Genomic DNA, 532 nt, shown 5'->3' on the forward strand with positions numbered 1-532 from the left:
TTTTAAAAAAATGAAAAAAAATGCTTACATCGTCAATACCGCAAGAGGTGGGATCATTGACGAAATTGCACTATATGATGCACTTATAAGTGGTGAAATATCAGGTGCTGCGCTTGATGTTTTTGAAAATGAACCTACAGGTAACTCACCATTGATTACACTTCCAAACTTTATCGCGACCCCGCACATGGCTGGATATACGGCTGATGCCCTAGAAGAGGTTGGGATGATTACTGCAAGGAATATCATTAATGTTTTGAAAGGGGAAAAGGCAGATTATGAGTTTGTATAAACGATAATAGAATCAGATTAGGGAGTTTAGTAGCATGCCAATTAAAATTTATTTGTTGTTATTGATTATTCCTTTTTACAAGTTGGGACCCGTTTGACTCAGAAAATAGTAGTCTCTTAAATTTTTTGTCGAGAAAACACTATTATCATATTGACAATAGAAAATATTATATGCTAACATTCAGACTATCGAAATATTGAAAAAATGTTATTCAGCTGAATATCTACTGGGGGACTACCA

The 532-nt window shown here is 34.4% G+C and carries 1 protein-coding gene; it reads left to right on the plus strand.

What is annotated here, in order from left to right:
* The coding region (locus V7147_RS12595; protein WP_335368210.1) for an NAD(P)-dependent oxidoreductase at nucleotides 1-292 on the plus strand (292 nt) is incomplete at its 5' end.
* Between the last annotated feature and the right edge of the window lie 240 nt (nucleotides 293-532).

The organism is Bacillus sp. JJ1521 (genome assembly GCF_036965165.1).
Lineage (GTDB): Bacteria > Bacillota > Bacilli > Bacillales > Bacillaceae_L > Ferdinandcohnia.